Below are 26,783 nucleotides of genomic sequence, written 5' to 3' on the forward strand. Positions count from 1 at the left end.
TTTAATGTGCCCCCTGCATCGTTTTAACTACTTCAACCAACTGTTCAAGCAAGTCACTTAACTCTTGTTGAGTAATAACATAAGGTGGCATCACATAAACCAGTTTGCCAAAAGGACGAATCCAGATTCCACGCTCTACAAATTGTTGCTGTAAAGTTTTCATATCGACATTAAAGGTGAGTTCTACCACACCAATTGCACCGAGCACTCGTACATCAGCAACATAGTCAAGCTGATTTAAAGGCGTTAAATATTGGCTAAGTTGTTGCTCAATTCGCTTAATATTGGCCTGCCAATCTTGCTCAATTAATAATTGCGTACTTTTTAAAGCAACGGCACAAGCGAGTGGATTGGCCATAAAAGTTGGGCCGTGCATAAATACCCCAGCCTCACCGCGACTAATGGTTTCAGCAACATGCTTTGTCGTTAAAGTCGCAGACAAAGTCAAATAACCGCCCGTTAGCCCTTTACCTAGACACATAATATCTGGCTCGACTTGAGCATGTTCCCAAGCAAAAAGCTTACCTGTACGACCAAAACCGGTAGCAATTTCATCGAAAATTAACAACAGATGATATTTTTCACAAAGCGCTTTAGCCTGACGTAAATATTCAGGATGATAAAAGCGCATGCCCCCTGCACCTTGAACAATCGGCTCAATAATGAGTGCAGCAAGGTTTTCATGATTTTGCTGAATAGCTTGCTCTAGCTCGGCAATATCTTCTTGGTTCCATTCTTCATTAAATTTAGTTTTTGGTGCTGCTACAAAAAGACGATTCGGTAAGCTGGTACCAAAAATCTGATGCATACCTGTCACAGGATCACACACAGACATCGCATTCCATGTATCGCCGTGGTAACCGGACCGTGTGGTAATAAAGTTTGTTTTTTGTGGTTTTCCCTGTGCTGTCCAGAATTGCACAGCCATTTTTAAAGCAACCTCAACAGCGACCGAACCTGAATCTGCATAGAAAATTTTATCGAGACTTGGTGGGGTAATTTTTAAAAGAATTTTACCAAGCTCAATAGCAGGATCGTGAGTCAAACCACCGAACATGATATGTGACATGTTTTGTAGTTGATCGGTCACTGCTTGATTAAGTTCAGGGTGGTTATAACCATGTATTGCACACCACCAAGACGACATACCATCAATTAAAGTTCTACCATCATCAAGTTCAATCGTTGCCCCATAGGCACGCTTCACTTTAAATGTGGGTAAAGGTTGGGTCATTGAAGTATATGGATGCCAAATATGTTCCAAATCAAAATTATCGGTCATCCTCTATACCCTTTTACAGCAATCAAATCTTTCATTTAACACATGTTAAACCTGTTAAGAATGAAAGAAAATTGCGAGATCAACCAAAGCTTATGAACTTTGCTGATGAATTGTTAAAAATTGGCAGATTTCTTCAATTGTTCTTTCAGCCTGCAAGTAAGGAAAAGCGTGCGTAGTGTCTTTTAGCAACTTATAAGTCATGTTTTCTGTAGCGAAATCCTTAAAATTATCGATAATTTTGCAAGGAATGACATTATCTTGTTCAGCAAACAGGTGAAGCTGTAGACCTGGATAATTTTTCAAGTTATCTACCAAGTTTAACTGTTCTAGCATTTTTAAACCGTCTACCAGTATTTCCTGTGCGGGTGGATTTGCGATGTTTTGTACGCTCATCCAATCTTGTTTCGCTTGAGATGAGCCAAGTGTAATCAAATAATAAAAACGCTTTAAAGTGGCTTGTGGGTTCTGTAAAAAAGACCCTTTAAATTGACTAAATACATCAGCAGGCATTGCGGTTTGCCAATTATCATGAGCAACAAAACAAGGATTCGACGCGAGCGTAATTAATATTTTTGTTTGCCCTGTTTGCTTGTAAAAAATATCAACCAGTTGAGTTGCTAATTGCCCACCTAAGGACCAGCCTATTACCACATCAACTTCAGCCACTAAATCAAGCTGTGCTTGAAAGCTACTATCTAAAACATTAAAAATATTAATCAGTTGTGTGCCATAGCCAAATTTATTTAAACCCAATTTTAACGATTGCAAAGGTTCTATACCTACTCCCCACCCTGTAATCAATAAAATTTTATTTTGTAACTTCATGTGCCTATCCACAGTCAACTTTAGGAAGATTATATATGAAGTTCAATTCTAAATATCTTTTAAAATCAACAGAACGCTTGAATTTCAAAAAGTAAAATCAGTCATTTATAGTAGATAAATATTCTGAAATATATTGATATACAAGAGCTAAAATATTTATATTAAATATACAAAATTTTAATTATCTAAACATTGAAGCAAATCAAAAAACAACATAATCCACACTTCCCCCATAAATCCATTGTGCAATGTAATTAATGTTAATACTTATGTTTTTTTATTAAAAAAAATGACTCATCAATTCATTTTAATGTTAGAAGATTAATTAATGATCAAAATAAGGGGCGGATTAATATGAATACTCAAAGTGAAATATCTGACGGGAGAGAAAAAGATACATATTTTGTTACACCCAACGATATTATAAACACCTTACCTATAGATAAAAATTATTGTTTATTTCTGGATATTGATGGAACATTAGCTCCATTTCAAATTCATCCTGAGCATAGTTTTATACCTAATACTACATTAGAAGTTATAAAAAAAATTATTGAATTAAATATACCAGTGATTGCTGTAACAGGACGTGATGTTGAAACAGCTAGTAAGCTATTTCAGTCTATTGAAATTCCTATAGCTGGCTTACATGGTTTAGATATTTATTTTGATTCCGACAATTATATTCGTCCAGATTTAAGCAATATTAATTTCAAAAAATTAAAAGAAGATATTATAAAATCTTGTGAAAAATATCCCGATTTATTAATTGAGGATAAAGGACATTCTATTGCTTTACATTATCGAAAAAAACCAGAATTAGAAGATAATGCAATTTATATTATGCAACAAATTAAATATTTCCATCCTCAATTAAAATTAAATAAAGGTAAATTTGTCATTGAGTTATTACCTAAACAGGCAGATAAAGGTAAAGCAATTCAAACAATATTAGACCATCTTGATTTACCATTAATTCACCCAATATTTATTGGAGATGATTTAACGGATGAATCGGGTTTCACTTTTATTAATCAACAATTTGGCACTTCAATTAAAGTAGGTTCTGGTGAAACAGAAGCTCACTATAGATTAAAAGATATTAACAGCGTTTCTAATTTTCTTTTTTTCTTTCTAGAAAAAATAAAAAAGTTATACGTCAAAAATAGTCAAGATCAGAATGGAGAACAAATATGTCTAAATTAATCGTGTTATCGAATCGAATAAGTATGCCATCAGGTAAGGCCTCCGCAGGTGGCCTTGCAGTAGCTGTACAAGATGCATTAAATGATAGTAACGGCATTTGGTTAGGCTGGAACGGTCAGCAAATTACCGATACTGAAGCGCCTGAATTCGATCAGGCATATTCTCATGGAATTGACTACATTACCTGCCCTCTTACACATCAGCAATATGCACAGTACTACTGCGGTTTTGCTAACAAAGTTTTATGGCCTGCCATGCATGATCGAGATGAACTGATCGAATATGATGCTGAAGAATATAATACTTACCAAAGGGTTAACCGTTTATTTGCTGAAAAATTAAAAGAGATTGCTCAGCCTGATGATCTGATTTGGGTACATGACTATCACTTTTTTAGTGTAGCTCGTCATTGTCGTGAATTAGGTATGCAAAATAAAATCGGTTTCTTTTTGCATATTCCTTTCGCAAGCTTAAACATTTGGCGCAAAATTCCAGTTGCACTGCAGTTGGTACAAGACCTTTGCCAATATGATGTAGTTGGCCTACAAACCCAAGCCGATCAAAACACCTGTATGCAAACGTGTATGGGCTTACTTGAAGCTCAAAAAATACTAAGTGACCGAATCAGCTATAAAAAACGTCAAGTACTCATAAAGTCCTACCCTATTGGCGTGCAACCAGAACTTATTCAGCGCCAAGCACAACAGGCATTTCATACTCCCTATGTATTTAACTTTGAAGATATACCACGTCAAAAAACCATTATTGGCGTTGACCGGATTGATTATTCAAAAGGTCTGCTTGAACGCTTCAATGCATTTGCGACCTTCTTGGAAACTAACCCCGAATATCATGGACTGGTACGCCACCTTCAAGTTGCAACACCTTCACGTACAGATATTCCGGCTTATCAACGCTTATACCAACGATTTAAAACCAAGTTAGAACTGATTAATGAAGAGTTTGCACACGAAGACTGGCGTCCAATTGATTGTTGCTACGACACTGTTCAACATGACAGTTTGATGCATATTTATCGTCGTTCTGACATTTGCTGGATTAGCTCATTACGGGATGGTATGAACTTGGTCGCAAAAGAATATATCGCGGCTCAAGATCCAGAGAACCCAGGTGTGCTGATCTTATCTAAATATGCCGGTGCTGCTGAGCAAATGACTCAGGCCTTAATTGTTGACCCATTAGATCGGGCAGCGATGATGGATACTCTAAAAACCGCTCTAGAGATGCCTAAAGCTGAACGTATTAATCGTTATGAACAGTTAATAGAAGGTCTGGCAGCCACTGACCTTAGCGATTGGAGAAATAATTTCTTGAAAGATCTTGAAAATGCTCCAACCTTTACGAAGACTAAGTTGTCATTACAAGACAAGTACCAACCCATCTATCATGTTTGGTAATGATTTAAGCTTATAGAACATCGAGAAGTTTTTCTCGATGTTCTATCGGTTGGTAAATTGACTTAAGTTATTTTGCCTTTACAAGAGTAAAGCGATTGAGTATGGCAATCATAGTTAATAAAACCGCTACCCCAGATAACACTGTGGTTAGACTGGTCCACTGGCCAATCAAGCCAATTAAGGCAGGACCACTTAATGAACCTGTATAAGCAATCGTTGACACTAAAGATAGTGCCGCAGCCTTCGGCATATCATTTTGGCGTCCAACACGAGAGAACATGACTGGTACAATATTAGAACAGCCTAAACCCAAAAGTGCATAACCCAATACGACAACTTGCCAAACAGGTGCCATCACAATAGTAACCATAGCAAGGGCTGCAACAATTGCACTATAAGTCACAATAGTTTTCTCACCCCATTGTTTTAACAAGAGATGCCCTGCAAAACGACCACTTGTCATACTAAGCGCGAAGAAAGTATAGGCCAGCCCAGCAAAAGCAGGGTTAAGATGATATTTACTGGTCAAATAAATACCACCCCAGTCCATTGCTGCACCTTCTGACAAGAAAGCAATAAAACACATCATTCCAATCAACAGGATCGCACCATTCGGGCGCGAAGTTTTTTTAGGTGCGTCAGTTATTTCAGCTGCACCTTGTTCATCTTGCTCAAATGTTGTTAAAGCAGATGGAATAGCAACAAAGCTCACGACCATTAAAATCATGACCACAGATAGCGTACTCATGAGTGGTGAAAGGCCAATTGCTAGTAGCGTGGTGATGAGCATGGCGCCTATTAAACCACCAAGGCTGCACATACCATGGAAACTAGACATAAGCGCACGTAAGCTGTGTTTTTCCACCACAACTGCCTGCAAATTAATAGCAACGCCAAGGCTGCCTGCTGCTGTACCAAAAATAAATAACGCCACAGCCATCGATACAAGACTATGCCAGATCGTTAAACTTGGTAGTAATACCATTAATAGTATGGTCGCCACAGCAATTAATGGACGACATCCCCAACGCTTAACTAAAGCCCCTGTCGCAGGCATAGCAATCATTGAGCCGATTCCCATACAAAGCAGCAATAAACCAAAATTTGCATGATTTAGGTTTAAACGTTGCTGTGCATAAGGAATGAGTGGTGCCCAAGCAGATATCGCAAAGCCCAAGCTAAAAAAGCTAAGACGAGTTGCTAATCGTTGTGTGCTTAAGAGAGTAGCTGTATCTAAAACAGCAGGTTTGGAAAATAACATATACGCGAAGCTCACCATAAAACCATTGGCGATCCATACCAACCGATTCCCCATAGAAAAACCCCTGCCTTATTAAGTTCCAGGCAAGGGTTTTTGTTGGCGAAATTATATCCAATTCCACAAAAAAAACATGGGGTCTGATACAAATTTTCTGACTTTTTTGTAACTGCCAAAGCCTTATATAGTAAGGCTTTGAATATATTCAATTTGACATTATTAACATCTAATCATTGACTTCATTTTATTAAAATAAGCAAATAAAAAACCCAGCTTAAGCTGGGTTTTTCACATCATTAAATTTGAGACTGAATATAATTTTGCAGGCCTATCAGTTCAATTAAACGCAACTGTTTTTCAAGCCAATAAGTATGGTCTTCTTCAGTATCTGATAATTGTTGACGTAACATGTCACGACTAATGTAGTCGCCTTTTTCTTCACAAAGTTTAATACCTGTCGCTAATTTTTCACGCACATGATATTCAAGTGCTAAATCAGCTTTTAAGCAAGATACAACGTCTGTACCAACATTGATATCTTCACGGTGCATATTTGGTTTAGCACCTAAAAACAATACACGACGAATGATTGCATCGGCGTGAGAAGCTTCTTCTTGCATCTCATGGTCAATACGCTCATAAATCTTGTTTAGACCCCAATCTTCATACATACGAGAATGGATTAAATATTGATCACGGGCAGCCAACTCTCCGCCAATGAGCATATTTAAATAGTCTATGACTTCTGGATTGCCACGCATAATAAATCTCCTATCGTATGAGTCTATTATGGGCAATCTTAAAAATGATTGCAAAATAAAAAATAGTTAAGTTTATGATTTTTATCAAATTAAAATGAGAAACATACGCATTTGCAGTTTAAGTTATTTAAATTTCCTTTGCAAAAAGAAACGCTTGTCGGATTTATAAGCTCAGACAAGCGTTCAAATATGGCATAAACCATCAATTTATAAATTTGTAACTAAAATCAATGGTTCTTATTTCTCTAAGTATTTTAGCTCAAAGTCTGCCCATAACTCGCCATGAGTGATAAGAAATCTGTTTCATTCATGACAGGAATACCTAATTTCGCAGCTTTTTCTAATTTTGAACCGGCCTTTTCACCTGCAACCACACACTTCGTTTTGCTTGATACGCTACCGCTTACGCGCGCCCCTAATGCTTGTAGCATTTGAGTGGCCTGATCACGGGTCATTTGCTCTAATGTGCCTGTAAGTACCCAGCTTTCACCATTTAAGGGCTGGCGTGTTGGTGCAGTTGGCGCATCCCAATGAATACCCGCGGCAATTAAACGATCAAGTACTTCAATGTTATGCGGTGCCAAGAAGAAATCAGCAATCCATTCAGCTGTAATATCACCAACATCTGGGGTTTTCTTTAAAGCTTCTACATTCGCAGCTTTAAGGGCCTCAAGCGTTTGGAAGGTATTTGCTAACATTCTAGCCGTTGTTTCACCTACTCCACGAATACCTAAGGCATAAATAAAACGTGCTAGAGTTGTTTTCTTACTTGCTTCGATCGCATCTATTAAGTTCTGTACTGACTTTTCTCCCATTTTTTCAATGCCCAACAGTGTTTCTCTGTGTTCATGCAAATGGTAAATATCAGCCACATCTTTAAGTAAATCGAGACGTAATAAAGATTCTACCCAACGATCTCCCAAGCCCTCGATATCCATCGCTTTACGCGATACGAAGTGGCGAATGGCTTCAATACGCTGTGCAGCACAATATAAACCGCCTGAACAACGTGCGAGAGCCTCACCTTCAGGCATCACTACAGGAGATGCACATACTGGGCAAGACTCTGGTAAATGAACAACTTCTGCTTCAACAGGACGGAACTCTGGCCAAACTTTTTCTACTTTAGGAATTACGTCACCCGTACGGTAAACACTTACAGTATCTCCAACGCGTACATCTAGACGGTGAATTTCTCCAATATTATGCAAAGTCACGTTAGAGACAGTCACACCACCCACAAAAACAGGGTTTAAGCGTGCTACAGGCGTTAAAGTCCCTGTACGCCCTACTTGCCAGTCAATTTGCTCAACAGTCGTAAGAGCGGCTTGTGCAGGGAATTTATAAGCGGTTGCCCAGCGTGGTTCTCGGCTTAAGAAACCAAGCTGCTGTTGTTGTTTTAAGTCATCGACCTTTACGACCATGCCATCAATTTCAACTTGGAGGCTTGGACGTTCTTGCTGAATTTGCTCATAACGCTGCTGTACTTCTTGAATTGAATTACACAAGTACTGACGCTCAGCAATTTGGAATCCAAGTTCCGTTAACCATTGCAAGCTATCATGCATAGTGGTGAGGCCATGATTTGGTTCACATTGTGCAATTCCATACGCGTAAAATGCCAAAGGTCGACCAGCAGCAATATTTGGATCAAGTTGTCTTAAACTTCCTGCAGCTGCGTTTCGAGGGTTAGCGAAAGTTTTTTCCCCTTTTGCTTCCTGATCGGCATTGAGTTTTTCAAAACCAGACTTCGGCATGAGTACTTCACCCCGTACTTCGAGCAAGCGCGGAATTTCGTATTTTTCTGAATGCAGAACTTTAGGTAAGTTACGAATGGTTTTAACGTTTTGAGTAATATCTTCGCCAGTTTCACCATCCCCACGAGTTACACCACGAACCAGTACGCCATTTTCATACCATAGTGAAATTGCAAGACCATCAAGTTTTAACTCAACTTCATATTGTACTTTCTGGTTTGGTAGTCGCTCTTCTACACGGCGTGCAAATGCAAATAAATCTTCTTGATTAAATACGTTACCAAGTGAAAGCATTGGCACCACATGCGTCACACTTTCGAATTTTGAAAGCGCTTGACCACCTACTTTCGTAGTTGGTGAATCGGTTTGTACAAGTTCCGGATATTGCTCTTCTAAAGCTTTTAACTGATGAAATAAATGATCATATTCACTGTCCGAGATTGTCGGCTGATCCATGACATAGTAGGCATGGTTATGCTTTGCAATCAGTTGAATAAGCTGACGCATCTGTTCGATCACGGAAGTTATTGCCATTATTTTATTCACCATAAAAAAGGGTGGAAATTTCTCCACCCTGAGCTGCGACTAGATATATTGCAATTATCGCAACCTATACCAAAAATTTAAACTAGGCTGTTGCCTGTGCTGGACGATAATCAATCACATGATGGCGCCAATGTTCTTTTAACTGTGGCGTAAATTCAAGGTTATTTTCATCATAAACCTTACCATCAATTTCACGAGCAATAAGGCCTGCAATACTGGTCATCATGTCAAAACCTGTCACGGCTTTACTGTTTGGAAGTGCAAGGAAAAATGCCAAACCTTGAACTTGTTCAGCAGATAAAGTTTCTAAATCGAAACCAGCAGGACCATTATCGGTCATACGAAGTACAGAGAACATGAGTGCACTTGGTTCATCTGTATTTTCATAACGATGGAAACAAGACATTTCACCGTAACGTAGACCATATTTTAAAAGTACTTTCAGTGCTTTATCACCCGATAATGCACGGCGCGGATTTGGATAAACATTTAATGCAATAATCTGTTCAGCCATTGCCAACGCACTTTCGTCGTCAAAACGTTGTTGCTCATGTAGATGTACATCCAGAATATTACTTTCACCTTCAAACTCAGCAATTTCAGCCGTTTCAATATTTGGGTTTAAGCTTAATTCCGGCTCAATTTTCGGTTGCTCTTCTGCAACTTTTTGTTCTGATGAGCCAACAACTTCTGGTTCAGCAGAAACGGTATCGACTAACTCAACTGAACTATTTTCACTTAGAGTTGGGCTAACAGTATTTTCTTCAGCTTTAACTTCTTCTACTTCTACTGGCGTATTTTCAACGGGTACTTGTGTCTGGACTGTTTGAGCTTGGGAAGCCTGTTCTACTTCTTTTGTTTCCTTTTCTTTTGGCTGTTCCTGATCGCTTAAAGTTGGTTCTACGCGTTCAGCAACGGCTGCTGACGTAACAGCAACTTCTGGCTGTTCAAGTTGATCTCGTACATGACGAGGGATAACTGGTTGATTACTTTCAGGATTAATATGTAAATCACTGTCTAGCGAGGGTTCAGCATGGTTCGGCTTTTTTAAAATCATTCTTAAGCCAATTAGCATGATAATAATGGCAACAACGATGCCAATAATCGTATTGATTTCCATTCTATGACTCCGAAACTAACCCGTATTCTTTTGCCTGTTCTAAATTGACAGTGACTAATTTTGATGTACCTGGTTCAGGCATGGTTACACCTAACAAGTCAGTTGCCATGGTCATCGCCAGCTTATTATGTGTAATGTAAATGAATTGTACATGTTCAGAAAGCTCTTTTACCAAATTACAATATCTCTGTACATTCGCATCGTCGAGTGGAGCGTCCACTTCATCGAGTACACAAAACGGTGCCGGATTTAACCTGAAAATAGCAAATACTAATGCTAACGCTGTTAACGCTTTTTCTCCACCGGAAAGTAATGCTAGAGAACTGTTTTTCTTACCCGGTGGTCTCGCCATGAGCTTAACCCCAGATTGCCAATCATCCTCAAGACTTAAGCTGGCTTCACCACCATTAAAAACTTTTGGAAATAGATTTTGTAACTCTTGATTAATCTGATCAAAAGTCGACATAAACAACTTACGGGTTTCTTGGTCAATGCTCTTCATTGCATCTTTTAACTGAGTTACCGTATTTTCCAAGTCTTGAATCTGGTGGCTCAACTCATCAAAACGCTGAGAAACTTCTTCAAACTCTTGTGAAGCAGCTAAGTTAACTGCACCGATTTTTTCAAACTGTTTCTGTACTTTTTCCAGTTTTTGCTGGTGTTCAGTTAAATCTATTTTCAAGCCCGTTTGAAGCTCGGCATTTAACTCTTTGAGCTGTTCTTGATAGTGCTCACGATCAGACTTAGCTGCTTGCCATGCTAAACGCTTGGCTTCAAGCTGCTCTCTAAGCTTTTCATCTTGCTGTTGGTATTGATGACGTTGGTCTGTAAGCGTTTGTTGCTTCTCTTGAACACTATTAAGCTCAATCTGCCATTCATTCCATGTCTTTTGCAACTTCTCGGTTTGAGCAAATTGTTGTTGAAACTCCGACTCAAGATTTGGCAACTCTAACTGAATAGGGTCAACAAACTTTTTCGCCTGTTCCATTTGCGCTGCAATTTGTTGATATTGGCTCTGCAAGAACGAAATATCTTTTTCAAGTAGTTCAATCTGTTGAGTTGTCTGCGTACTATTACGGCGTAAAATCTCACGTTCTTGTTGTTGCTGTTGTAAGACTTGTTGCTGTTCTTCAAGCTGCTCTGTTAATTCTTCTACCTGAAATTGCAAAGTTTTATAGTCAGGTAAAATGGTTTCAAGCTTCATTGCTAATGCATGCAAATCAATTTCAAGATCGTCTTTTTGCATTGCATCTTCTTCAAGCTGCATATCTAACTGAGCGAGTTGATCTTTCAATTGTTGTTTTTGTAATAAAAATGCTTGTGCTGCGGTTTGCTGTTTAGCAATTTGAACATCTAGCTGTTGCAAGTCTTTTTGCTTTTGTTTAATGGTTTGTTGTTTCTGCTGTAAGTCAGCTTGTAGCTGTGTAAGTTTTTCTTTTTCCTGAACTACCGTTTCATCTAATGCTTGTAGTTCAGGTTGCTGCTTGTGAAGAACTTGTTCAATTTCGTCTAGACGAATACGATGACTGAGCATACCTTGCGCACTTTGACTTTCGTCATCATACATAAGAGCAATTACCCAATCTTGCCCAACATGATAACCATCTAAAGTCAAAATAGACTGGCCATGTTGCAATTGCTTTTGTTCATTTAAAGCATGAGATAAATCTTGTGCAATCGCCACATTGGAAAATATTGAAAGCTGTGGTGACGCAATCCAATCATTCAAGCAAGTCAGGTTGCCCTTAAATTTGCTTGATTGCTCTGAAGGTTTTAACTGGCGAGCAATTCCTTCCTGAAAGGCTTGTTCAGTTTCAACAATATGTGCCTGCAACCATTTTGCTAAAAACTTTTCAATAATCTGTGCATGTGGCTTACCCTGCTCCGTTAACTCTAGAGCCTGCATTAAACGTAGCGTATCTTGGTTTTGCTTTGGACTTTGTTTAGCAACAAGCTGGCTTAAGTTTTTCTGCTCAGATAATAAAACCTGTATTTCTGTTTTTAACGTTTGCTGCTGGTTTTTATTTGCTTGATGCACTTGTTGAGCTTGTTCAATACGCTGCACATACTGCTCAATATCAGCCTCTAAGGTCGAGATTTCACGACTAAGCTGCTGTTGCAATTGCTCAAGCTCGCCTTGTTCATCTTCATGTACTTTCGATTGGATCTGGTTGGCTTGATGTTGCAGTGTTTCTTTTTGCTGTTCAATGCGCTGAACATTTTTGCCTAATTGCTCGATTTGAGCAGACATTTGCATTTTTTGCTGCTGTTGTTTTTCAACCTGAGCTTTTACTTGCTCAAATTGTTGCTGCGCTTGCCGCTGCTGTGATTGTAAACCGGCAAAATTTTGCTCTGCTTCAGCTGCTGTATGCTCAATTGCCGTTAAAGCTTCAGTTTGTTCTTCTAACTGACTATTCAGTGTTTCAAGCTGTAGTTCGGAAAGTTGTAAACGCTCTTTCGTCTGAGCTTTTTGTTGTTCTAATTGAACAAGAGTTGTACTGTTTTGCTGAAATAAACTCTGTTTTTGTTCTAGAGTCATTTTAAGTTCAGATAATTTTTTTTCAGCTTGCTGCCACTCTTGTTGTAGTGGTGAAGATTGCTGAATAAGTCGCTGAAATAAAGCACTGGTAGATTCTAAATCATGTTCAATCGTACTTAGCTCAGAGCGAACTAATTTAAAAGTTTCGCCCAGTTCATTCATTTGAACTGTATATTCTTCTTGTAGGCGTACACTTTTCTCTGCCTGGAAAGACAAAATTTCAATTTTGAGTGTACGAATCTGGCTTTCTAATGTTTTATATTGAACCGCAGCTTCTGACTGACGCTTAAGTGTTTTAAGCTGAGATTTTAACTCAAGCGCAATATCTTCCAAGCGTGAAAGGTTTTGCTCCGTATGTTCAAGGTGCTGCAAGGTTTCGCGGCGACGTGCCTGATAACGGGAAACACCCGCTGCCTCTTCAATGAAAATACGCATTTCTTCAGGCTTGGCATCAACCAAACGATTAATCATGCCCTGTTCAATGACTGCGTAAGAGCGTGGCCCTAAACCCGTTCCCAAGAAAATGTCAGTAATATCACGGCGACGGCAACGTGTACCATTTAAGAAATATTCAGATTTACCTTCTCGAGTCACCTGACGACGAACAGCGAGCTCATTATAAGCGTTATAAGCTCCGCCTAATTTGCCATAGGTATTGTCAAAACGCAGTTCTACACTGGCAACACCCACTGGCTTACGCTTGGATGTTCCGGTAAAAATAACATCTTGCATGCTACCACCACGCAGCTGACGAGCGTTTGACTCCCCCATCACCCAGCGGATCGCATCAATAACATTGGATTTGCCACAACCATTTGGACCAACCACTGCTGTGCGGTTCGCCTTAAAATTTAAAGTTGTACTATCTGCAAAAGATTTAAAGCCGGAAAGTTTTAAACTGCTTAAACGCATAATGCCCTAACTAACGGCGTGAGCGTCTCGCCCAAGCCAATTCAATCTGTTTCATTCGTGTCAGCGATTCCAACACAAGGTTACGTAAGTGTCGACAAAAATCTTCCATAAATAAAGCGGCTTGTTGTGATTTTCGGATCAAAATTGCATCAGTCACGAGTTTAAATAATGCAAACGCTTCTTGCAGTTCCCTTTTAGAGGTATTTAGCGTCAAAAAATAACTACGACGTAGCGAAGGTAATAATTCTTTATAAAATTTCATTAAATAAGGATTACCGACCATATCTTGCTGTTCAGCCAGATATTGGAAAATGGCATCGTAGAATTTTTCGATATCGCCTGCTTTTACATGCTCAAGAAGCTGTTCTAACAAGAGCTGTAATTGATCAGCTTCATGGGCGCGCCATGTTTCACTGATGCGTTGTACAATATGCCCCAATAACATCATATTTGTATCAAATAACGCTTTAACCTGTTGTGCCGACATTTCTGAAACAATTGCACCCCGACGTGGAAAAATTTCAATGAGATGCGTACGTTCAAGCAATAATAATGCTTCACGAACTGACCCCCTGCTTACATCAAGCTCTTTCGCAATACGAAGCTCTTGTATGCGTTCGCCTTCGACCAATTCGCCGCTAATAATCTGTTCGCTAATATATTTGACAATTTGCTCAGAAAGACTCTCTGTCTCTTCGAGATTCATAAATCACCCGCTACTTTTTATATGCATTAATCCATGCTTTTCTTTCGCATCCTTGTTTTTAACTGATCCCATCCATTAAAAACTATGTCATTGTCTGACAATTTTATTGCATTTTAAGCCAACCCGCCCAAAATCCATACAGAAATCGGATGAAAAACTCAGCTTTAGTCTGTTTAAATCTTCAAATAAAAAAAGCTTAAACTGTGAGAGTCTAAGCTTCCTTTTCTATATTTTTTAATAAAACGTTTTTAATTCATAAAACCTTTATAAATAAAATAACTGCCTACCACGACTAACAAACAAGCAAAGCATTTTTTTAGCATTTGTGGTGACAATGCGTGTGCAACCTTGGCCCCAAGTTTAGCGGTCACAAAACTCATGACACTAATACCAATAAAAGCATAGATGTGCACATACCCAATCGTATTAGGTACAGAAATGTGCTCTTTAGCACCAAACCACATAAAGCCAATTGCACCCGCTACAGCAATAGGTAAACCACAAGCGGCAGAAGTCGCGACTGCTTTTTGCATGACTACACCATGACGGTTTAAATATGGAACAGTTAAGCTACCGCCTCCAATACCAAAAATTGCAGAGGCAATACCAATACCACCACCTGCCATAAATTGCATAGGTGTTGAAGGAAGCTGACGTGTTGGGTCAACAACCACATTTGCGCCTTTAAACATGCGATAGGCCATCACAACTGCAAAAACACCAATCAGAAGCTGTAAATGCTGACCAGATAAAAGATCGGCAATGCCTGCGCCTAAAAATGAGCCTAGAACAAGACCGGGTGCTAGATTACGAAAAACAGGCCAAAGAACTGCACCTTTTTTATGATGGGCAGAAACAGAACTAAAAGACGTCACAATAATGGTTGCTAAGGAGGTTCCGACTGCAATATGCATGATTACTGCCGGATCATAGTGCAACTGGGTAAAAACGACATAGAGGATTGGTACAATAATTAGTCCACCGCCAACTCCAAACAATCCGGCAGTAAAACCAGCAATTGCGCCAATGAGTAAATATATGATTAACTCCATAAATGTTTTACCACTCTGCTCATATTCAACATGGATTTAGAGACTCGCCAACTACAACAACTTTTAAGCGCAAAAAACCAGCTTCCAGAAGTGGTTTTATTAAAAGCAACCACAACTTCGACCAATGATGATATTCGTGAAATTGCCCAAAAAGGCATTACAACAGGCTTGGTTTGCAGTGCTCAACAAACTCAAGGGCGAGGTCAACATCAACGGCAATGGATTTCACCTGAAGGAAACATTTATTTAAGCACATTGGTGCAAACTCGAACACCCTTAGATGGTCGCTTAGCACTTGAAGTTGCTCTAAATATTCTGCAAATTCCACAGTTACAGCCTTTAAGCTTACAAGTAAAATGGCCGAATGATTTGTACAGTACGCAAGGAAAATGGGGCGGAATTTTGGTCGAACCACTTTCCCAGCATCAGGCTATTGTGGGTGTAGGTATTAATTTAAAAACACCTCCAGTAACTGATAGCGATCAATCGATCACGTCTCTAGAAGATTTAGGTCTAGAACAAATGGGTCGTCTTGAGTTAATTTCAGAACTTTATGTTGCAATTCAAAATGCAGCTCGCTGGTTTGATCATGGTTGCTACAACTTGGCAGGCCGTTTTAACCACCATGCAGCATGGCTTAATCAGTTAGTTCAGTTCGAACATAGTCAAGGACTGATATATGGCCGTTTCGTTGGAATCTCTAATGAAGGTGCGGTGATTCTTGAAACTCCTGAACCACAGCAGTTTTATCAAGGTCGTCTAAGACCACAAACCACTCAGTAATCAGGTATTTTTCCCATGAAAAGTTTATGGCTTGATATCGGAAACACCCGTTTAAAATACTGGATTACTGAAAATCAGCAAATTATTGAGCATGCAGCTGAGTTACATTTGCAGTCGCCTGCCGATTTATTACTTGGATTAATCCAACACTTTAAGCATCAAGGTTTACATCGTATTGGGATTTCTTCGGTTCTCGATACCGAAAACAATCAGCGTATTCAGCAGATTTTAAAATGGCTTGAAATTCCTGTTGTTTTTGCCAAAGTTCATTCGGAATATGCAGGCTTACAATGTGGCTATGAAGTCCCGAGTCAGCTCGGGATTGACCGCTGGTTACAAGTATTGGCTGTTGCTGAGGAAAAAGAAAACTATTGTATTATTGGTTGCGGAACAGCGCTTACTATTGATTTAACCAAGGGCAAACAGCATTTAGGCGGTTATATTCTGCCAAACCTTTATTTGCAGCGCGATGCACTCATTCAAAATACTAAAGGTATTAAAATTCCCGATTCAGCTTTTGATAATCTAAACCCGGGCAATAACACAGTCGATGCAGTACACCACGGTATTTTGTTAGGCCTGATTAGTACAATTGAAAGCATCATGCAGCAATCTCCTAAAAAGCTGCTCCTCACAGGTGGAGATGCTCCTCTTTTTGCTAAATTTCTACAGAAGTACCAGCCAACTGTTGAAAAAGATCTTTTACTTAAAGGGCTACAACAATATATTGCTCATTATCCTAAAGACTAAAATACAGAACAAAATAAAAGGCGCTCTAAGCGCCTTTTATTTTATGGTTTTATTTCTTTTGGTCGTTGTTACCAAACAGTGGTCCCATACCGCCACCACCGCCAAATTGTTTTTGCATATTGCCTAATGAACGCATCATTTTGCTCATACCAGATGGATTCGCAAACTTCTTCATCATTTTAGCCATTTGCGCTTGTTGCTTAATAAGCTTATTCACTTCAGCAACATCCATACCACAACCTGCCGCAATACGTTTTTTACGACTTGGGTTCATCAAGTCTGGGTTACGGCGTTCTTTAACAGTCATCGACTGGATAATTGCTTCCATTTTTTTGACTTGTTTTTCAGGATTCGCTTGCTCAATCGCTTGCTGGATTCCTGCACCGCTCATGCCAGGCAACTTGTCTAAGAAGCCCATCATGCCGCCCATTTTTTTCATTTGCTCAAATTGCATCAGCATATCTTCAAAGTTGAAGCTACCGCCTTTTTGCAATTTTTTCGCCATTTTTTCGGCTTTTTCTTTGTCGATTTTACGTTCAACTTCTTCGACTAAAGAAAGTACGTCACCCATACCTAAAATACGTTGAGCAACACGATCCGGATGGAATGGCTCTAAGGCATCAAGCTTTTCGCCCATACCCAAGAACTTGATTGGCTTACCAGTAATAGCACGAACAGAAAGCGCTGCACCACCACGTGCATCACCATCAGTTTTAGTAAGAATCACGCCCGTAAGTGCCAAAGCATCGTTAAATGCTTTAGCAGTATTTGCAGCATCCTGACCTGTCATAGCATCAACCACGAACAGAGTTTCAGTCGGCTTAACTGCTGCATGCAATTCTTTAATTTCGTCCATCATGTCTTCATCGACATGTAAACGACCTGCTGTATCGACAATCAACACATCGGCAAACTGGATTTTTGCCTGTTCAATTGCACGGTTAACGATATCAATAGGCTTTTCAGAAGGATCTGAAGGAATAAAGCCTGCACCAACTTCTGCTGATACAGTTTCTAACTGTTTGATCGCTGCCGGACGGTAAACGTCGGCAGAAACGGTCATTACTTTTTTCTTTTGACGTTCTTTTAAAAAACGTGCCAGCTTGGCAGCAGTTGTAGTTTTACCTGCACCTTGTAAACCAGCAAGCAATACAACAACTGGAGGCTTAGCACTTAAATCCAGTGTTTCATTTGCCTCACCCATCATCTTGGTGAGTTCGTCATAGACAATTTTTACAAATGCCTGGCCTGGAGATAACTGGGTCATCACTTCTTGGCCCAATGCCTCTTCCTTAACTTTCGCGATAAATTCACGAGTTACAGGTAACGCGACATCGGCTTCAAGAAGAGCCATACGTACTTCACGTAAGGTATCTTTAATATTGTCTTCGGTCAGCTGCCCTGAGCCAGTAACATTTCTTAAACTCTGCGTGAGTCGTTCTGTTAAGGTATCAAACATTGCAAAATCCGCTTAAAATGGCTAGTTGCAAAAAAATCTTTCTCGAAATAGAAAATTTATGCATAGAATGCTATAGGATACTTTAGTTCGCAGCGAATTTATATCTTATCTAGATGAATTAATCCTGAAAAAGGTTTGACATGATTAGCCTCCCCTTGGTTTACACAATTTTGGCACTCATCGCATATACCACTTCTTTCTGGTATCTGTTCATACGTTTAATGTCAAAACGTGAACCAAACCCATGGTTATTTGCTCTTGTTACGACCTTAGCTCTGCTACTGCACGGCACAGTTCTATGCCATGCAATGCTCACGCCTTTAGGAATTAACTATGATGTTTTTAATTTAGTCTCTTTTACATCATGGCTTATGTTGTTGTTAAGTTTAATTTTTAGTACTTTTCGTCCGATTGTACCTTTAAACTTATTAGGCATTCCTGTAGCGGCCATTGGTCTTATTTTAGGTTTTGCATTTAGTAAACCAAATCAGTTTATTGAACAACACTCATTAGGCTTAGATACGCATATTATTCTTTCACTTTCGGCCTATGCGGTTCTACTCATGGCAACCATACATGCAATCTTGATATGGTTCCAAAACCGTGAACTCAAAAAGAAACAAAAAAAACGCTTCTGGGTCAATTTACTCCCGCCCATTCAGGCCATGGAGTCCTTGTTATTTGATTTAATTATTACCGGTTTTATTTTATTAACCATTGCTCTGGCATTTGGCTTCTTAACAGTTGATAGTTTCTTTGCTCAGCATCTCGCTCATAAAACCGTATTTAGTATCATTTCATGGATTATTTATGGCTCATTACTCATTGGCCATTACAAACTTGGCTGGCGCGGTCAAAAAGCGATTCGTTTTACTTTAATTGGTTTTGCATTATTAGCGATTGGTTTTATTGGCAGTAAATTTGTGCTTGAGATGATATTGGGCCGATAAAATAATTAAAATTTCAGCACTACTAGACAGCGTTATACATATCCCGTATAACGCTGTTTTTGTTTTGCTCAGGTGACTCAGGCTGTGAAACTCATACTCGCTCCAATGGAAGGTTTAACTGACCCGATCATGCGGGATACACTCACATCTGTTGGTCACTTCGACTGGTGTGTAACCGAGTTTATTCGCGTTACAGACAGTATTTTGCCAGACCACATTTACTATAGCTTTTGCCCTGAACTTAAAAATGATGGTAAAACAGCTGCTGGAACACCTGTGCATGTTCAGTTCTTAGGGAACAATCCAGATATGCTGGCTGCAAATGCAGCAAAAGTGGTTGAACTAGGTGCTCCAGCGATCGACCTTAATTTTGGTTGTCCAGCCAAAACAGTTAATCGTCATAGAGGTGGTTCGGTACTTCTTGATGAACCAGACGTGGTACATATGCTCATTAAAGCTGTTCGCGATGCAGTACCAGCACATATTCCGGTCTCAGCAAAAATGCGTTTGGGTTATCTTGATGAAAACCACACCATGGAAAATGCGCATGCGGTCGAAGATGCTGGCGCAAGCTGGCTAACAGTACATGCGCGAACGAAAGCAGATGGCTATACGCCACCAGCTTATTGGGAAAAAATTCTACCGATTAAAGAAGCTTTAAAAATTAATGTGATTGCTAACGGCGAAATCTGGACCAATGCCGATGCCAAAGCCTGCCAACAACAATCTGGTTGTGAAGATTTAATGATTGGCCGTGGTGCTGTGACGACTCCAGATTTAACACAATGCATTCGTAATAATATGGATGAGGCATTATTTAGTTGGGAGCAACTGGTTGACTTACAAATTCGATTTTTAAACGGACAAGCAAAAACAGAAATTGGAATGGTGGGTCGTTATAAGCAATGGTTAGGTATGATGACCAAAGCCTATCCACAAGCGAAAGAATTATGGGACCAAGTAAAACGTATTAAAGCTTTAGATGAAATTGTTCAACAGTTACAACAAACCAGTTCATCACATAACTAATTACTTAAAATTTATAAAAGGGGGTGGCTGTTTAGACAACCACCCTCTTTTTTGTATTTCAGGTTCAGTGATTATTTTTAAAAACCACTTACTTTCATTTTAAAGTCGGTTACCGAAGCACCCGTGACTCCAAAACTTCCCATCGACCCATTAGGTAAATTATTAAACGTTGTTGGACTTTGTATTCCCGCATTTCCTAAAGTTATATTGTTAAGTGATGCATCAAATTTACTAGAGACACCTGTATTGCCAAAAGTTAGCCCTGTTGGGTCAACTCCAGCATAAAACCCATCAAGAACAAATCCTGTAGATGTATTTGTTCCCGCAAATTTAAATCCAAAATTCGCACCGGTATTATCAGAAACTAAAGTAATTGGACAACCAGATGCAGCAGAACAAATCGATTGAATAGCTCCACCAAATTTGACCATGACAGACTGGGCAGCATGCCCCAATTGAATGTTTAAACGAGGTTTATTGGTCTGTACAAAGTTAATATCTAAATTTCCGGTAGAGCGAATAAGTTCTTTCACTCCTGTATTTACCGTTGTTCCCGAACTGAAAATTGATTTTGGTGCATAACTAGTCACCGCATAATCCGAAGGACTAGAAACTGATGTATTAGGCGCTAAATAAACTGAAAATGGTGTAAGCCGAATACCATTGACGTCACTTCCCATTGTGACAGCCAAGTTCACAAAAGGCTTACCTGCACCTGCATCGGTATCTATAGCAATATTGAAAGACGGATTGGTCGATACAGCTGCTTTAATAAATTCTATACTTGGAACAGGATTAGTAGAGTTCCCCGCAATGACGAGACCAGCTTTGCTGTTGTAAGACGTAGACGCAATACCATTGGTATCAATCAAGGCGACTTGATTAAATTTAACTTTATCTGCCTGAATGCCTAGCGTTAAACCATTTTGACCCGTCGTCGCTGACAGACTTTGGTCATCTAAAGGCTGCATCGCAAAAACACTTGAACTACTGGCAAATAATAACCAGCAGGCTATATTTTTATTTTTCATGTTGCTCTAATCCTTAAGAGACAAACGTTTATTATTTGTTCAGATTATCAGAATAATAGATGAGTACAAAACAATTATCCCTATAACCCGACGAATGCAAATCCAATCACATTCAAAAATTAAATTTAAAAAAAGTGGCGATATCTCCACTTTTATTTATTAGTTAAAAGCACCATTTCTCGGCACAATGCTAAAGTTACTATTTAAACGTCCACCAGTAATTGCAAGTTCACCTAAACGTGCGCCCGCCCCTGTTGAAGGTGGATAGAAATTAATATCTTTAACACGTAAAGCACCATCAATGTTCTTATCAGGGTTAAAGTACACTGCGGTATTTACACCCACTTTGCCTAGTCCGCTCGCACTGTCTTTTCCAACAACTAATGCTGTATTGAACGCAAGCTTTCCAGTCATGTTCTCCAGACCAATTGCAGAGCCATCAATCGGGTCACTAATTTGAACTGAGTTTCCGGTTGCTGTGGCAGGCATTGTAAAATCACCCAAAACAGTGAGCGCACTACCATCGGCAATTGAACTGTTTGGCACTATTGATAAATTAAGATCTCCGCCTAAACGCAGCTTTAAACCAAATAAAACATCGTTATTTCGAGCAAAGTTATCAATTGGTGAGGTACAAGATCCTGTTGCTGGACAAGATTTATATTTAGCCCCAGGTAAATAACCCGCTGCAATTTCAGTTGATAAGGCAAGTAACATATCTTTTAAACCGATATTTAAACTGCCATTTTCTAAACCGATAGTGCCATTACCTTTTAAGAACATATCGATATTACGTAAGCCCATATAGTAGTCGGTAGGATTACCCGCATTATTGGCATTTGGAGAACCATCAATTAATAAAATTGAAGTTGTTTTTGTACCGCCTGAGTCACGTCCTGTTGTGCCAACAGCAACACCAAATCCTAAACGCGAAGTCGTTCCCGAGGTACCTACAGCATTCTGAACAGGTCTACCATTAGCATCTTTTGTATAGTAAAAAGCACTATTCGCTGGTGCATCTACCCCATAAACTGCGGCATTGGCATTTAAGTTATAAAAAGGTAAAGCCAAGCCCCATTGGTTACTTAAGCCATTATCTGCAAATTGATTAGCTGCAGCGACATTGGCACTGGTAGTAAAGCGACCACGTCTAGAAAATGCCTGAAACTCTGCTCCACGCATCGCAAGAATTAGACTAAATGGATTAGTCACCGTATCCCGGTGAATATTATGTTGATAATCGGCAGCGGTTGTTAAAGTGCCAGATCCTAAACGAATTGCATTTAACGTTGCGTTATTCGGCATTAATAAAGTTTTTGTATCAGCAAGATTTAGATAAATATTCCCGCTATCAAAGTAACCACGTGTAGCTGAGTTCAGCCCAGTTAAATTACCAAACTCAAAACCATAAGCATTCAGCCCTGCCCCACCAATTTCTAAAGTCGTGGCTTTGCCATCGGCGCCTAGCATAGAATCGTTATCTTTAGTGAACTCACCTTTCATACGAAAGGCAATTCCAGTATTACCCAAAATACTATTACTTGAGGTGGTGCCTGAGGCAGTATTTGCTGTACCTAAGGTTGTCGTGTCCGAAGAGCCATCCATACCACGGACTTGTAAATAACTATTTACCATACGTCCGCTTGCGCCTACACGAATTAAACCTTTTGAATTTTGCGGTGTATTCGTAGCATCTAGCCCATAAGGATTGGTTTTATCTACATTAGAACTGAGCATTACTTCAATGTTCAGACCTGAATTAGTCACTTTGCCATTGCTATCAACATAGGTACCTGCCGTTAAACCCGAAGCTGAGTCTGCCACCCGATTAAAGTCGACATAGCCATACGTACTATTTGGTGTTTGTCCTATAGCAGCCACATTTGACCCAGTATTAGTTTGTAAAACTAAGCCACGGATAGGGTCAATAAACATGACACCTTTACCCACAAAATTAAAGTTAAAATTCTTTAAAATTAGTTGGTTGAGTTGACTACGAGCATCTAACTGTCCTAAATAAATATTTGCGTTATTTATACCCAATGTCATATTTGACTGGCTATTTGGAGTAAACAGGCCATCTTGAGTAGTCAATGCTAGATTTAAAGGTGATGTTGTTTGGATAGCCAACTGCCCTAACGTAGGTGAGCATGTAGCAGAACTATTACAAACCTTCACGCTATTTACCGTAATGAGGGATGGACTACTTTGCATAGAAAAATCGACCCCAGCTTTACCTGTAGTCGTATTACTCCCCACATCTAAACGGTAGTTCGTTCCTAAAGATTGTGTAGAGGCATTACTTTTTTGTATTTTTACACCGCTCGCTTGAGCTCTTAAAACCTGATCAGCACTTGTTGGCGTGCCCGCATGATCATCCCAATAAGCATTATCAACATTAATTTCGTTGAAAGTCGTTTGAATTGAGATCCCATCTTGACCATTGACTGCACTCAGATCGGCATCGGTTAAAGCTTCTAAAGCAAAAACTTGTCCACTCACTAACAACATACTGGCTGTTAATGTATTTAAAATAAACTTTGAGCCGTGACTTTCTTTATTTTTGTTCATCACTTCAGTTCCTTTGAAATCTACATTAACCGTTAACAACGGGGATGGCTACCATCACAGCTAAACACCATGACTTTTCCTTGAATAGCCAAGTTGCCGTTCATCATTAAACCCATAAAACCTGTTTCACGTCCATAGTCATAGGCTGAAGGCGTTGCTGTGGCCACTTGCTGAGTCGCACTGTTTGCAGTTGCAGCATACGTTGGTTTTTTGAAATATGCATAATCATACATATTCGTACTCGAACCTTGGGTCGTTGTTGAACTTGTAAAGTTATCTTGCTCAATGGATAAAGCATTAAAACCAAAGTTACGAATTAAAATCGGTTGTGCTGCACTAAAACTAAGTTGAATAGCAGGTTTTATAATTTCGGTATTGGTTTTATCAAGATACTTCAAATCAGCACCATCCAAACCCATTTTTTGGATGTTTAAAGTTCCTTGTACACCTTTAAACACCAACCAAAGCTTATTACCGCTATCACTATTTTCAGCCCAACCACTTGGCTTAGTTGCATCTGCTTGCACAAAACGTTTATTAATTGCTAAACCAATGTGGCAGAACTCTACGTTTTCACAAACGCCGCCACTACCATTATCAAATATACCGTTACTGGTCTGGTTTAAATTAAGCATTAAAGACAAATCAGCACCAGCTTGACCATTAATCGCCTGTAAAGCGTCGTTGTCCAAAGTTTGTAATTCTGCATGAGTCGCAGTTGCCCAAAGAGTAAGGAGGAGTAAAGCAGTTATTTTTTTCATCGCATTATCCTCCTCTTATAGACCTTTTGTGGTGAGTTTTAAATGTTGGATTAAAACACCATCAATGACTGCTGAACCCATATTATTGCTAATTGAAGAGCTAATTTGTGCTCCTGATAATTTATAGGTGTTTAAATCTGCATTTGGTGTAGTCGTATACCAACGTCCATTATTGTAAAGTGCATCAGGTAAAGGTGTACCATTTGGTACTACAAACTGAGCCCCATTCCCTGCATCGGTAGTGGTATACCCTGTCGTGTTGGTTGTCGGGTTATAATAAGAGGTACTATCAATATTCGCCCAGTTTGCTCCTTGAGAGTCAAATCTTAAGCCTGAGCCAGCATTTCCCGTCCAACCTGATGCTGTACGGTATTGCCATGTATCATAACAAGTTCCTAAGTTTAAAAATCCACAATTATAGCTGCCTCCACGTCGTTCCTGATTTTGTAATTGATAGAAATTTTTAACTTGTGTTACAGCAGCAATCGTTCCTGTTGGTAGTTTCCCAAATGAAATACCAACTGCATCTTGAGTATTGTTCCCTTTAAAGGCTTCTAATGTATTATTTGTCGAGTTATAAACAGTTGAACCGATAGAAATACTACTATGCGTTGCACTAGAACCTTGATAAGTTTTTCCACCTAAGGTTACATTGGTACCGCATTGATAAACATTACAGGTAGAACCAAGGTAAGTACTATCTGTTCCAGTGTAATCAGTATAGATTTTCTTATAAATTTCTGGCTTATTCGGAATACGTGCAAGCTCTAAACTAAAGTTTTTACCATCTGAGCTTAAAACGAGTGGTTGATATAAAGAACCTAACACAAGATTAATATTCGGATTATAAAGATATAGACCTTCATTAGCATCGAAGGTTGGTGCAAGCCCACCATTAATAGCAGGAGTAATGAGATTACCTTGCCCAGTGCCAGATTCACGAGTACTCAACCGCAGTACATTATCCATTGCACTATCTGTTGGAGCAGTCCATGATCCAGTTGAAGTAACAGTAGTAGTCTGGCTGCGAATACGATATAACCAATCTGAACTTGGTGAACTATTGCTAGGAGCACCAGTATATTGAGTACTATAACGATTTACCCATGGGCCTACTGTCGTTGTTGGAGTATTTGAAGTAATTGTTGCTCTCAAATTAGAGGCATCACCACTATTTAAACGCACAACACCTGCGAAGCCTAGAGTATTATTATAAAATGGACTCAATCCATTTGCAGATGTCGCACCTCCCAAAGTTTGGAAGAGCTGTAGACGACTACCATTTAAACTAAAATTATTCCAGATACCTTGTAAACGTAACCGATTCGCGCGACTTGCATCAGTACTCGTACCAATCAAACCATTTGAGTCGCCATAATTAAACTGATCTGTCGCACCATTAATTTTATTTGGATTGCGAACAAAAATATCTGACCATAAACCTAATTTAAGTTTATATGCATCAAGCCCTGCCGTATCTCTTGTTCCTACCTCGTATAAAGGTGCTTCTAAGGCTAAATACGTTACTTGGCAAGAAGAATCACTCGCGCCACTACATGTAGCAGCACTAAAATTAGGTACAAGGTTCTGAGTAGCGACTTTGAATATCCATGGATTAACAGCAGTACCCCAGCTCGAAATCGCGGCCGCAGTATCGGTAGATGCAAGACGGCTATTAGTATCGTTATCAGATTTAGAAAGAGCTAAACCATAAAGAAAAATATCAGCTTTACCTACTGCACGGTCACCAGAATCAATCGTACCATTTTTATTGGTATCTGCCGCCGTCATACTTAACGGCCCAACAGGTACATAATTGATATAACCTGTATCTTTAGTACGGTCAGTTAAAATTTGACTTGCGGTTTCGTTCGCACCTGCCCCACGAAATACCATATAAGTATTTTGAGGTAAAATAGCGATACCTTCACCAGTAGTTTCACTTAAACCGGCATCAGAAAGTTCTTCAAGAGCGAAACTCGATTGGCTTATGAAAAGACCAATTAAACTTGCCAAAACGGTTTTTTGAAACCTTACCGTATAATTAAGTGTAGTCATCTTGACCTT

At 39.3% G+C, this 26,783-nt stretch carries 20 protein-coding genes; 6 read left to right on the forward strand and 14 right to left on the reverse strand.

Going from position 1 to position 26,783, the window contains the following annotated elements:
- Position 1 precedes the first annotated feature (1 nt).
- Positions 2–1,282 (reverse strand): adenosylmethionine--8-amino-7-oxononanoate transaminase, encoded by a 1,281-nt coding sequence (gene bioA, locus F984_RS14365; RefSeq protein ID WP_004710320.1) that lies wholly within the window; start codon positions 1,280–1,282, stop codon positions 2–4.
- A 90-nt stretch (positions 1,283–1,372) separates the two neighbouring features.
- Positions 1,373–2,107, reverse strand: coding sequence for an alpha/beta fold hydrolase (locus tag F984_RS14370; RefSeq protein WP_004710321.1), 735 nt, complete (start codon positions 2,105–2,107; stop codon positions 1,373–1,375).
- A 354-nt stretch (positions 2,108–2,461) separates the two neighbouring features.
- Between F984_RS14370 and otsB the strand changes: the two genes are divergently transcribed.
- Together otsB and F984_RS14380 are read left to right on the forward strand one after the other, a co-directional pair.
- Positions 2,462–3,313 (forward strand): trehalose-phosphatase, encoded by an 852-nt coding sequence (gene otsB, locus F984_RS14375; protein WP_004710323.1) that lies wholly within the window; start codon positions 2,462–2,464, stop codon positions 3,311–3,313.
- Positions 3,301–4,731 (forward strand): alpha,alpha-trehalose-phosphate synthase (UDP-forming), encoded by a 1,431-nt coding sequence (locus tag F984_RS14380; RefSeq protein ID WP_004710325.1) that lies wholly within the window; start codon positions 3,301–3,303, stop codon positions 4,729–4,731. The genes otsB and F984_RS14380 overlap by 13 nt, the downstream gene beginning before the upstream one ends.
- 67 nt (positions 4,732–4,798) lie before the next feature.
- Here the strand turns inward: F984_RS14380 and F984_RS14385 are convergent, their stop codons facing one another.
- The 7 genes from F984_RS14385 to F984_RS14415 form a co-directional block, all read right to left on the reverse strand.
- Positions 4,799–5,992 carry an MFS transporter gene (locus tag F984_RS14385; RefSeq protein WP_080631648.1) on the reverse strand — a complete coding sequence of 398 codons (1,194 nt, stop codon included), beginning with the start codon at positions 5,990–5,992 and terminating at the stop codon, positions 4,799–4,801.
- Between the two features lie 293 nt (positions 5,993–6,285).
- Complete coding sequence (gene ftn / locus F984_RS14390; RefSeq protein ID WP_001214863.1) at positions 6,286–6,750, reverse strand: heteropolymeric bacterioferritin subunit Ftn; 465 nt, start codon at positions 6,748–6,750, stop codon at positions 6,286–6,288.
- A 254-nt stretch (positions 6,751–7,004) separates the two neighbouring features.
- Positions 7,005–9,041 (reverse strand): NAD-dependent DNA ligase LigA, encoded by a 2,037-nt coding sequence (gene ligA / locus F984_RS14395; RefSeq protein WP_025469339.1) that lies wholly within the window; start codon positions 9,039–9,041, stop codon positions 7,005–7,007.
- Positions 9,042–9,135: 94 nt separating this feature from the next.
- Positions 9,136–10,173 (reverse strand): cell division protein ZipA C-terminal FtsZ-binding domain-containing protein, encoded by a 1,038-nt coding sequence (locus tag F984_RS14400; RefSeq protein WP_004710330.1) that lies wholly within the window; start codon positions 10,171–10,173, stop codon positions 9,136–9,138.
- Position 10,174: 1 nt separating this feature from the next.
- Entirely contained in the window at positions 10,175–13,624 is a 3,450-nt protein-coding gene (gene smc, locus F984_RS14405; RefSeq protein ID WP_004710332.1) for a chromosome segregation protein SMC, read from the reverse strand.
- Between the two features lie 10 nt (positions 13,625–13,634).
- A complete protein-coding gene (locus F984_RS14410) occupies positions 13,635–14,330 on the reverse strand; it encodes a GntR family transcriptional regulator (protein ID WP_001047228.1) in 696 nt (231 codons plus the stop codon).
- 248 nt (positions 14,331–14,578) lie between these two features.
- Entirely contained in the window at positions 14,579–15,382 is an 804-nt protein-coding gene (locus tag F984_RS14415) for a sulfite exporter TauE/SafE family protein (protein WP_004710335.1), read from the reverse strand.
- A gap of 30 nt (positions 15,383–15,412) precedes the next feature.
- Between F984_RS14415 and F984_RS14420 the strand changes: the two genes are divergently transcribed.
- Together F984_RS14420 and F984_RS14425 are read left to right on the forward strand one after the other, a co-directional pair.
- On the forward strand, positions 15,413–16,165 hold the full coding sequence (locus F984_RS14420) for a biotin--[acetyl-CoA-carboxylase] ligase (protein ID WP_004710337.1): 753 nt from the start codon (positions 15,413–15,415) through the stop codon (positions 16,163–16,165).
- 15 nt (positions 16,166–16,180) lie between these two features.
- Positions 16,181–16,915 (forward strand): pantothenate kinase, encoded by a 735-nt coding sequence (locus tag F984_RS14425; protein ID WP_004710340.1) that lies wholly within the window; start codon positions 16,181–16,183, stop codon positions 16,913–16,915.
- A gap of 49 nt (positions 16,916–16,964) precedes the next feature.
- Here F984_RS14425 and ffh read toward each other — a convergent pair whose 3' ends face one another.
- Positions 16,965–18,374: a signal recognition particle protein gene (gene ffh, locus F984_RS14430; protein WP_000460622.1), complete on the reverse strand. Its 1,410-nt coding sequence runs from the start codon at positions 18,372–18,374 to the stop codon at positions 16,965–16,967.
- A gap of 140 nt (positions 18,375–18,514) precedes the next feature.
- Between ffh and F984_RS14435 the strand changes: the two genes are divergently transcribed.
- Together F984_RS14435 and F984_RS14440 are read left to right on the forward strand one after the other, a co-directional pair.
- Positions 18,515–19,324 (forward strand): cytochrome C assembly family protein, encoded by an 810-nt coding sequence (locus tag F984_RS14435; RefSeq protein ID WP_000624644.1) that lies wholly within the window; start codon positions 18,515–18,517, stop codon positions 19,322–19,324.
- Between the two features lie 84 nt (positions 19,325–19,408).
- Positions 19,409–20,353: a tRNA dihydrouridine synthase gene (locus tag F984_RS14440; protein ID WP_002050334.1), complete on the forward strand. Its 945-nt coding sequence runs from the start codon at positions 19,409–19,411 to the stop codon at positions 20,351–20,353.
- A gap of 77 nt (positions 20,354–20,430) precedes the next feature.
- Here the strand turns inward: F984_RS14440 and F984_RS14445 are convergent, their stop codons facing one another.
- From F984_RS14445 to F984_RS14460, 4 genes are all read right to left on the reverse strand, one after another.
- Complete coding sequence (locus F984_RS14445; RefSeq protein WP_002050373.1) at positions 20,431–21,384, reverse strand: DUF6160 family protein; 954 nt, start codon at positions 21,382–21,384, stop codon at positions 20,431–20,433.
- 159 nt (positions 21,385–21,543) lie between these two features.
- A complete protein-coding gene (locus F984_RS14450; RefSeq protein WP_004710343.1) occupies positions 21,544–23,955 on the reverse strand; it encodes a DUF6160 family protein in 2,412 nt (803 codons plus the stop codon).
- Between the two features lie 32 nt (positions 23,956–23,987).
- Positions 23,988–24,716, reverse strand: a complete 729-nt coding sequence (locus tag F984_RS14455) for a DUF6160 family protein (protein WP_004710345.1) — start codon at positions 24,714–24,716, stop codon at positions 23,988–23,990.
- 15 nt (positions 24,717–24,731) lie between these two features.
- The gene (locus tag F984_RS14460) at positions 24,732–26,774 is read right to left on the reverse strand and encodes a hypothetical protein (protein WP_004710347.1); all 2,043 of its coding nucleotides are present in this window, start codon (positions 26,772–26,774) and stop codon (positions 24,732–24,734) included.
- Between the last annotated feature and the right edge of the window lie 9 nt (positions 26,775–26,783).

Origin of the sequence: Acinetobacter nosocomialis NIPH 2119 (assembly GCF_000368085.1) — a bacterium.
Classification (GTDB): domain Bacteria; phylum Pseudomonadota; class Gammaproteobacteria; order Pseudomonadales; family Moraxellaceae; genus Acinetobacter; species Acinetobacter nosocomialis.

What these genes read in the sequence shown, in the direction of transcription:
- bioA (WP_004710320.1), bottom strand. Translation starts at nt 1,282, where the DNA reads ATGACCGATAATTTTGATTTGGAACATATTTGGCATCCATATACTTCA.
- F984_RS14370 (WP_004710321.1), bottom strand. Translation starts at nt 2,107, where the DNA reads ATGAAGTTACAAAATAAAATTTTATTGATTACAGGGTGGGGAGTAGGT.
- otsB (WP_004710323.1), top strand. Translation starts at nt 2,462, where the DNA reads ATGAATACTCAAAGTGAAATATCTGACGGGAGAGAAAAAGATACATAT.
- F984_RS14380 (WP_004710325.1), top strand. Translation starts at nt 3,301, where the DNA reads ATGTCTAAATTAATCGTGTTATCGAATCGAATAAGTATGCCATCAGGT.
- F984_RS14385 (WP_080631648.1), bottom strand. Translation starts at nt 5,992, where the DNA reads ATGTTATTTTCCAAACCTGCTGTTTTAGATACAGCTACTCTCTTAAGC.
- ftn (WP_001214863.1), bottom strand. Translation starts at nt 6,750, where the DNA reads ATGCGTGGCAATCCAGAAGTCATAGACTATTTAAATATGCTCATTGGC.
- ligA (WP_025469339.1), bottom strand. Translation starts at nt 9,041, where the DNA reads ATGGCAATAACTTCCGTGATCGAACAGATGCGTCAGCTTATTCAACTG.
- F984_RS14400 (WP_004710330.1), bottom strand. Translation starts at nt 10,173, where the DNA reads ATGGAAATCAATACGATTATTGGCATCGTTGTTGCCATTATTATCATG.
- smc (WP_004710332.1), bottom strand. Translation starts at nt 13,624, where the DNA reads ATGCGTTTAAGCAGTTTAAAACTTTCCGGCTTTAAATCTTTTGCAGAT.
- F984_RS14410 (WP_001047228.1), bottom strand. Translation starts at nt 14,330, where the DNA reads ATGAATCTCGAAGAGACAGAGAGTCTTTCTGAGCAAATTGTCAAATAT.
- F984_RS14415 (WP_004710335.1), bottom strand. Translation starts at nt 15,382, where the DNA reads ATGGAGTTAATCATATATTTACTCATTGGCGCAATTGCTGGTTTTACT.
- F984_RS14420 (WP_004710337.1), top strand. Translation starts at nt 15,413, where the DNA reads ATGGATTTAGAGACTCGCCAACTACAACAACTTTTAAGCGCAAAAAAC.
- F984_RS14425 (WP_004710340.1), top strand. Translation starts at nt 16,181, where the DNA reads ATGAAAAGTTTATGGCTTGATATCGGAAACACCCGTTTAAAATACTGG.
- ffh (WP_000460622.1), bottom strand. Translation starts at nt 18,374, where the DNA reads ATGTTTGATACCTTAACAGAACGACTCACGCAGAGTTTAAGAAATGTT.
- F984_RS14435 (WP_000624644.1), top strand. Translation starts at nt 18,515, where the DNA reads ATGATTAGCCTCCCCTTGGTTTACACAATTTTGGCACTCATCGCATAT.
- F984_RS14445 (WP_002050373.1), bottom strand. Translation starts at nt 21,384, where the DNA reads ATGAAAAATAAAAATATAGCCTGCTGGTTATTATTTGCCAGTAGTTCA.
- F984_RS14450 (WP_004710343.1), bottom strand. Translation starts at nt 23,955, where the DNA reads ATGAACAAAAATAAAGAAAGTCACGGCTCAAAGTTTATTTTAAATACA.
- F984_RS14455 (WP_004710345.1), bottom strand. Translation starts at nt 24,716, where the DNA reads ATGAAAAAAATAACTGCTTTACTCCTCCTTACTCTTTGGGCAACTGCG.
- F984_RS14460 (WP_004710347.1), bottom strand. Translation starts at nt 26,774, where the DNA reads ATGACTACACTTAATTATACGGTAAGGTTTCAAAAAACCGTTTTGGCA.